This window comes from Arthrobacter sp. 01T419, from assembly GCF_056398865.1.
In genome coordinates this window covers 1-8,380 of the sequence record NZ_JBFTQF010000029.1, presented here as the reverse complement: position 1 = coordinate 8,380, position 8,380 = coordinate 1, and the positions used below count along the sequence as shown (strand labels likewise).

Below are 8,380 nucleotides of genomic sequence, written 5' to 3'. Positions count from 1 at the left end.
GACACACCCGACACCACCCACACCCACAAAAGGGTCCAGGATCGCTCCGGAGCAACTTTCCAAACTTACCGGCTGCTTGCCTCCTAGTCAAATCAGCGTTCTTGACTTGATTTTCACGAGGAACTCAGTCAACTTCACCGATCTCCACTGGGGAGCAGCGCGGGTACTAACTATACCACCACTTCTCCGGGGAGGCAAAACCCCCGCCAAACGGCTTCCTGCGCTTCAGCAGTACCCCGCAAGATCCACGCAAAGGGCCCGGAAGCTCAAGGCTTCCGGGCCCTTCACGCTCCGGCCGAAGCTCGGCCAAGCAAGAACAACTAGCCCACAGGCGTGAACCAGGAAGCTCCCAGCGGCGGCAAGGTGACAGTCAGTGCAGCGGGCAGTCCTTCCGCCCCGGGTGCGGTGGCAACCAACTCACCGCTGTTGACCACACCCGAGCCTCCGTACACCTCGGCGTCAGTGTTAAGTACTTCCTGCCAAGCGCCGGCAGAAGGAACGCCGAGGACATAGTCCTGGTGCGGTCCGCCGGAGAAGTTCACGGCGCAGACCAGTGGCTTGCCGTCATGGTCCCAACGAATGAAGGTCAGCACGTTGCGATCCGCGTCCGCACCGTTGATCCACTGGAAGCCGCCGGGCTCGTTGTCCCGCACGTGCAGGGCCGGCGTCGAGCTGTACAAGGTGTTCAACTCACGGGTGAGGAGCTGCAGCCCCCGGTGCGAGGGGATGTCGGCGAGGAACCAGTCGAGGCCGTGCTGTTCGGACCATTCGGCCTCCTGGCCGAATTCGGTGCCCATGAAGATGAGCTGCTTGCCCGGGTGCGCCCATTGGTACGCCATGAAGGCCCGCAGGTTGGCGAGCTGCTGCCAACGGTCCCCTGGCATCTTGCGCAGCATTGACCCCTTGCCGTGCACTACCTCGTCGTGGCTGATGGGAAGCAGGAAATTTTCCGTGAAGGCGTAGACCATGGAGAACGTCACCGTACCGTGGTGCCAGCGGCGGTTGACCGGGTTTTCGGAGATGTACTTGAGGGAATCGTGCATCCAGCCCATGTTCCACTTGAGCCCGAAACCCAGGCCGCCGTGGTTGGTGGGGGCGGTGACGCCGGGAAACGCCGTGGACTCCTCGGCGATGGTCACGGCACCCGGGTGGGTTTTGTAAATGGTGGCGTTGACTTCCTGGAGGAAGGAGATTGCTTCCAGGTTCTCGCGCCCTCCGTGGACGTTGGGGAACCACTCCCCGTCCTCGCGGGAGTAGTCCCTGTAGAGCATGGAGGCAACGGCGTCCACGCGAAGGCCATCGATGTGGAATTCCTCAAGCCAGTAGAGGGCATTCGCGACCAGGAAGTTGCGTACCTCGGTTCGACCGAAGTCAAAAATGAGCGTGCCCCAGTCCGGGTGTTCGCCAAGCCGGGGGTCCGAGTGCTCGTATAGTGGTTCGCCATCGAAACGCGCAAGAGCCCATGAGTCCTTCGGGAAGTGCGCCGGAACCCAGTCCAGGATGACGCCGATGCCTGCTTGGTGCAGGGAATCGACCAGGAAACGGAACTCGTCCGGATGCCCGAAGCGCGAGGTCGGAGCAAAGTAGGAAGTGACTTGGTAGCCCCACGAACCGCCAAAGGGGTGCTCGGCCACTGGCATGAACTCCACGTGGGTGAAGCCAAGCCATTTCACATATTCCACGAGGTCCTTGGCCAGCTCCTTGTACCCGAGGCCGAGGCGCCAGGAACCGAGATGGACTTCGTAGACGCTCATGGGCGAGTTGTGCGGATCCTTGAGGGCGCGCGCCGTCATCCAGGCGTCGTCCTTGAAGCGGTAGCTGGACTCAACAACGCGTGATGCCGTCAAGGGTGGCACTTCGGTGCCGAAGGCGAGAGGATCGGCTTTTTCCACCCAATGGCCGGCCTTCGTGAGCAGTTCGAATTTGTAGCGCGCCCCTGCTACAACGCCCGGAATGAAGACTTCCCAGACACCGGAAGAGCCCAGTGAGCGCAGGGCGTGTTCACGCCCGTCCCAAGAGTTGAACTCGCCCTTGACGCGGACCGCCTGCGCGTTGGGCGCCCAGACGGCAAAGGAGACACCGTCCACGTCACCTAGTGGGGAGCGGTAGTGCTGGACGTGCGAGCCGAGCGTGTCCCAAAGCCGTTCATGCCGGCCTTCTCCGATGAGGTGCAGATCCACCTCGCCGACTGTTGGAAGGTAGTGGTAGGGATCGTTGATGGTCACCGGGGCAGAATCGCCATACACCACTTCCAGGCGGTAGTCCGGCACGTGGCCGTGCTGCAGCGGCTCGAGGACCGCCACCCAGACGCCGTCGGTCTCGTGGATCATCGGCGTGGAACCGGCCTCGGTGACTACCGTGACGGACTCGGCGAGATGTTTGACCGTACGGATTGTGACGTGACCGTGGTCGTCAAGGTGCGCGCCGAGCACCGAGTGCGGGGCGTGGTGCGCACCGGCAGCCACCCGGCCCAGGGTAGCGGCGTCCACATACAGCGGGACTCGGGGCCGTTCGGTACGTGCTGAGCCTGTCATTTCCTTACCTTCCGATGTCGCCACGGCGTCCGTGCCGGGGCTCGTATTGCCGAGGAGCTGCCGCGAGGCGTTGACCGGAATGGGCAACCAATCCGGCCTGTTCCGCATCTCGTAGATCACCTCGTACAAGGCCTTGTCCAGCCACAATGCCACAAAGAGCGGCGAGCCGCGGTCAATGGTTCCAGGGGTGATGTCGCTGTAGCCGGCCAGAAACGCTTCCGCGCAGTCGTCAACCCATGTCGCCGGGACTGCTGCACGAGGATTCTCGCGGATGGCCGCGCCGGCCGCATAGTCAAAGGACCGCAACATTCCCACGACGTCGCGCAGGGGAACGTCGGGAATGTTACGGAGTTCGATCGGCCGGAGGGGCTCGCCTTCAAAGTCCAAGATCGCCCACCGGCCCGGTTCTCCCGCGGCGCCGGGGACCAAGAGGATCTGGCCCAGGTGAAGATCGCCATGGATGCGCTGCAACGTCCCGGCTTCCTTGCCGGACAATTGCGTCAGGAGCGCCTCGAGCTGCTGCTCATGGGGCCCGACGGCGGTACCCGCTTCAGCCCACGACTGGCGGACGCGCCGGGCTACTTCGGGCGCAATGTCCTGGCCCGGAACCTGTTCCCGTGCCGTTCCAAGGGTCTCTGCGAGCCGTAGATGCACGGTAGCCGTCGCCTGGCCCATTTGCCGGGCCTCGGCGGTAAAGTCCGTTCCGGATGCGGCGGCATTGACGGCGAGGCGCCAAGCGTCCTGCCCGCCCGCAAGGAATTCGTGGGCCACGGCGAGGTCGGCTGAGGCTGTGCCGTGGCGCCCCAAAGGGGTCCTTACCTCCCATGTTCCCGTAATCCAGCCAAGCGTGGAGGGCACCTCCTGGGTTCCTCCCGACGTCAGGGCCGCACCGACTTCCACTTCAGGGTTCTTACCGATCGACAACACCCGGAAGATCTTCACGATCGCCGCCGACTCGCCGTCGTCGACTATCACCGAAGTGTTGGACTGCTCACCGGAGGAGACGCGCACGGATCCTGAGGCGCTGGGCAGGCGCAGGGCGCCAGGCACTGAATGCCCGCTCGCGGCGCATTCCCCCTCTCCAGGTTCGGCCATGGCCAGACCCTGGATGAGATCGAGCCATGCGGTCACGAAGACGGGATCGTGGGGCGCGTCGTACACCCAGACCGGCGTATCGCCGTCGGCCCGGCCCACCAAGGCAGCCGCCAAAGCGGTTGCGGGACGAGAGCGATAGCTGAGCGGCACCTGGATGATGTCAGTCTGCATCCCGCCGTCGGCCGTGGCGTAGCGGACGGACAGCAACCGGACCTCCAAGCCGATCCCGGCGTCGGGCTGGCGCAGGCGGAAGGAGCCAACGAGGTCCACATCGAATGCCCCTGCCTTGACCGGAAACCAGCGTTGCCGGGGCAGCCATTCTTTGAGCAGGGGTGCCAGGACCGTGTTGGGCGCCAAGATACTCATGTCAGCCTTCGATGGAGAGCACTGGGATGGCTTGCGTGTACGGCGAGGATCCAGTGGAACCCGCCGAGCGTATCCGGAGCCAGAAGAAATCGTGGCTGCCGAGCGTAAGGGTTAATGAGCCATCAGCGCCAATCGCCGGGAAAGGCTGGCCCCCGAAGACATCCCTTAGGCCTCTTCCCGCGTATTCGGGGATATCCAAGGTTGTAGCCACCGGATGCTGGGACAGGTTGAAAACGCACAGGATCGATTCGGCGTCTTCGCCTTCCGGGTTGTCTTCGCGGAGTTCCCGCAGATAGGCAAGGACCACTTCGTGGTCCGCTGGAACGTGCCGGAATTCACCAAGCCCAAACGCGGCGTGGTTCTTCCGGACGCTCAGGATCTGCCGGGTCCAGCGCAGGAGCGAGCCGGAGTGGGCCGCTTCGGCCTCGACGTTCGCCATGCTGTAGTTGTAGACCAGCGATTGGATGACCGGCAGGTAGAGCTTTCCGGGGTCGGCGTTGGAGAAACCCGCGTTGCGGTCCGGGTTCCATTGCATCGGTGTGCGGACGGCATCTCGATCGTCAAGCCAAATGTTGTCCCCCATCCCGATTTCATCCCCGTAGTACAGGAAGGGGCTGCCCGGCAGGGACAGCAGCAACGCGTTGATCAGCTCGATCTCGGAGCGCGAGTTGTCCAGCAGCGAGGCAAGCCTCCGCCGGATACCGATGTTGGCGCGCATCCGCGGGTCAGGCGCGTACCAGCCCAACATGGCCGCACGTTCGTCGGCGGTGACCATCTCCAGGGTGAGTTCGTCGTGGTTGCGCAGGAAGGTACCCCATTGCGCCCCGGCCGGGATTCCAGGGGTATCGCGCAAAGTCTCGATGATCGGGGCGGCCTTCTGATCGCGGAGCGCGTAGTACAGGCGCGGCATGATGGGAAAATGGAACGCCATGTGGCACTCCGGTTCTTCCGCCGTGCCGAAGTACTCCACGACGTCGTGGGGCGGCTGGTTGGCCTCAGCGATGATCACGCGGCCAGGGTAGTTTTCGTCCACCATTTTGCGAAGGTCCCGCAAGAAGCCGTGGGTAGCCGGCAGGTTTTCGCAATTGGTGCCCTCTTCTTCGAAGAGATATGGGATGGCATCCGCCCGGAATCCGTCAATACCCTGGTCCAGCCAAAACCGGACAACGTCGTGGACGGCTTCGATGACCCGGGGGTTTTCGAAGTTCAGGTCGGGCTGGTGGCTGAAGAAACGATGCCAGAAGAACTGCCGACGGATGGGATCGAATGTCCAGTTCGACTCTTCCGTGTCCACGAAGATGATGCGTGCGTCCTGGTACTTCTCGTCAGTGTCACTCCATACGTAGAAGTCGCCGAACGGGCCGTCCGGGTTCTTGCGTGATTCCTGGAACCAGGGGTGTTGATCCGAGGTGTGGTTCAGGGGGAGGTCGATGATGACCCTGACACCCCTGGCGTGGGCCTCGGCCACGAGCCGTTTGAAGTCGCTGATTGTGCCGAACTCGTCCAACACGGAGGTGTAATCGGAAATGTCGTAGCCGCCGTCGCGCAGGGGCGAATCGAAGAACGGCGGCAACCACAAGCAGTCCACCCCAAGCCACTGCAGATAGTCGAGCTTGTCGATCAAACCGTGGAAGTCGCCGGATCCGTCACCGTTGGCATCCGCGAAGGCCCTCACCAGCACCTCGTAGAAAACAGCCTTCCTATACCAATGAGGGTCATGTTGAAGGCCCGGGGCGTTCAGCTCGAAGGTATTCTTCGGCGTGAAGTACTGGCTCTGGATCTGCGGATTAAAGCTCACTAAGGCTACCTCCGGATGTTGAGAATGTGTGCCGGTTCTACATGGGCGTCGAGTCGGACGTAGTTGTACTCCCCCCACTCCCAGCTTTCGCCGCTGACCAAATCATCCACCCAGAATCGCCCGTTGGACGTGAAATCGGATGGATCCAGCGAAAGCGCGGCGAGGTCCAGGGTCACGGTGCTTTCCCTGGTGCCATGCGGATCGACGTTGACCACAATGATCAAGGTGTCCTTGCTGCCGTCCGGCAGGGTCTTGTGCTTGGAGAACACGATAGTGGCGTCATCTGTGCTGTGGTGCAGTGTCAGGTTCTGCAGATCACCCAAGGCCGGGTGGGCCTTCCGGATGGCATTCAGCCGTGTGATGTAGGGGGCGAGGCTGTGACCGGATGCCGCTGCGGCATCCCAGTTGCGGTCCTTGAACTCGTACTTCTCGTTGTCGATGTATTCCTCGGCCCCCGGACGCGCCACATGCTCGTACAGCTCGAATCCGGCATAGACGCCCCACAGCGGGCTGGCTGTGGCTGCCAGCGCTGCGCGAATGCGGAACGCTGCCGGACCGCCGTACTGGAGGTATTCGGTGAGGATGTCCGGGGTGTTGACGAAGAAGTTGGGCCTGAAGTATGCCGGGGTTACGTGGCTGACCTCATCGAAATAGGATTCCAGTTCGGTTTTGGTGTTCCGCCAGGTGAAGTAGCTGTATGACTGCTGGAAGCCGGCCCGGCCGAGGGCGTGCATCATCGCGGGACGGGTAAACGCTTCGGCGAGGAAAACGACGTCGGGGTATTTCTTGTTGACTTTGCCGATCAGCCACTCCCAGAACCACACCGGTTTGGTGTGCGGGTTGTCCACACGGAAAATCTTCACTCCGTGGCTGACCCACAGGAAGACGATCCGCAGTATTTCCTTGGACAGCCCGGTGGGATCGTTGTCGAAGTTCAGCGGGAAGATGTCCTGGTACTTCTTGGGCGGGTTCTCGGCATAGGCGATGCTCCCGTCCACCCGCGTGGTGAACCATTCCGGGTGGGACTCCACCCAGGGATGGTCCGGGGCAGCCTGCAGCGCCAGGTCCAGCGCCACTTCGAGTCCCAGCTCATTGGCGCGGGCCACAAACGCGTCGAAGTCCTCGAACGATCCGAGCTCCGGGTGGATGGCGTCATGGCCGCCATCCTTGGATCCGATGGCCCACGGCGACCCGGGATCCTGCGGGCCGGGAGTCAGGGTGTTGTTGCGGCCCTTGCGGTGCTGGAAACCAATGGGGTGGATGGGCGGCATGTAGATGACATCGAAGCCCATGTCCGCGACGGCGTCGAGCCGCTCGGCCGCCGTCGTGAAGTTGCCTGAGGTCCACGTTCCGGTGGCGGGATCGAAAACGGCGCCCTCTGACCGCGGGAAGAATTCGTACCAGGCTCCACGGCCGGCAAGGTCGCGCTCCACCAGGAGGGGGTACTGATCCGAGACGGTCACCATTTCCCGGATCGGCTGGCGCTCGACGACGGCGGCCACCTCTGCGCTGAAACCAGCAGCAAGGCGTTCCTCGGCAGTCTGTGAAGTATCGGCGAGGGCTTCAGAAGCAGCGCGGAGGGTGCGCCTGTCCGCCGCGCTACGGGTGTTGTCCCCGGCCGCGTCCGCAAGCAGGGCGACGCCTTCAGCAAGCATCAGCTCCACGTCGATGCCGGCTTCGACCTTGACTTCAGCGTTGTGGTGCCACGTTCCGTAGCGGTCATGCCAGGCTTCTATCGCGAAAGTCCAGGCTCCCGGCGTCGTCGGGGTCAGCAGTCCCTCCCAACGGTCGGTTCCTTTGCCACGCTCGCCCGGCGCCGGCGCGAGCCGCACACGCTGGCGTTCCTTGCCTTTGGGGTCCAGGAGGATAGCGCTCACCCCAAGCTGGTCGTGGCCCTCTCGGAAAACCGTGGCGCCTACCACAAGGTCTTCACCCGGCAAGGCCTTGGCCGGGAACCGGCCTTCCTCAATCACTGGCTGCACAGCTGTGATGGGGAACCTGCCGAATCGGAGACCTTCGGTGATACCGGTCTTCTGCTTGGACTTGGATGCTGAGCTGGATCGCGGTGTTGCGGTAGTGGTCACAACCTCGACGTTAGCGAGAAAAATCACATTTTGCTAAGAGGTGCCCCAGACTCTTCGGCGCAATGTGTCATTTACCTAAAAGAAACCGAAAGCTGTTCCTGCTGTCCACCGAGTGGATTAGTGTGGCGCTCGTGAAGGCAATTCGAAGGTTTACAGTCCGTACCCTGCTCCCCGAGCCGATCCGGCCACTGGCGCGTCTTGCAATGAACCTGCGTTGGTCTTGGCACCGGCCTACCCGCGAACTCTTCGCAAGCCTCGACCACGAATTGTGGGAGGAAAGCGGTCACGATCCCATTAGCCTTCTCGGGTCAATAGGCCGTGAGCAGCTATATCAACTTGCCTCCAACAACGATCTTGTCGAGCGTGTCCAGCATGCCGCTGCGGATCTTGACCGGTACCTGAGTGAGCCGCGGTGGTACCAGGGCCTGGGTCCGGACGCTCCGGCGTGCATTGCGTATTTCTCCCCTGAGTTCGGCATCACGGAGGTGCTTCCGCAGTATTCC

General features: G+C 62.6%; 4 protein-coding genes. 1 reads left to right on the top strand and 3 read right to left on the bottom strand.

Going from position 1 to position 8,380, the window contains the following annotated elements:
- Positions 1-320: 320 nt before the first annotated feature.
- The 3 genes from AC1DLO_RS22375 to AC1DLO_RS22365 are packed head-to-tail and all read right to left on the bottom strand — an operon-like array spanning position 321 to position 7,877.
- Entirely contained in the window at positions 321-3,995 is a 3,675-nt protein-coding gene (locus tag AC1DLO_RS22375) for a 1,4-alpha-glucan branching enzyme (RefSeq protein ID WP_476891863.1), read from the bottom strand.
- Position 3,996: 1 nt separating this feature from the next.
- Complete coding sequence (gene treS / locus AC1DLO_RS22370) at positions 3,997-5,793, bottom strand: maltose alpha-D-glucosyltransferase (RefSeq protein WP_476891862.1); 1,797 nt, start codon at positions 5,791-5,793, stop codon at positions 3,997-3,999.
- A 5-nt stretch (positions 5,794-5,798) separates the two neighbouring features.
- A complete protein-coding gene (locus AC1DLO_RS22365) occupies positions 5,799-7,877 on the bottom strand; it encodes an alpha-1,4-glucan--maltose-1-phosphate maltosyltransferase (RefSeq protein WP_476891861.1) in 2,079 nt (692 codons plus the stop codon).
- A 131-nt stretch (positions 7,878-8,008) separates the two neighbouring features.
- Here AC1DLO_RS22365 and AC1DLO_RS22360 point away from each other — a divergent pair.
- The coding region (locus AC1DLO_RS22360; protein WP_476891860.1) for a DUF3417 domain-containing protein at positions 8,009-8,380 on the top strand (372 nt) is incomplete at its 3' end.

What these genes read in the sequence shown, in the direction of transcription:
- AC1DLO_RS22375 (WP_476891863.1), bottom strand. Translation starts at nt 3,995, where the DNA reads ATGAGTATCTTGGCGCCCAACACGGTCCTGGCACCCCTGCTCAAAGAA.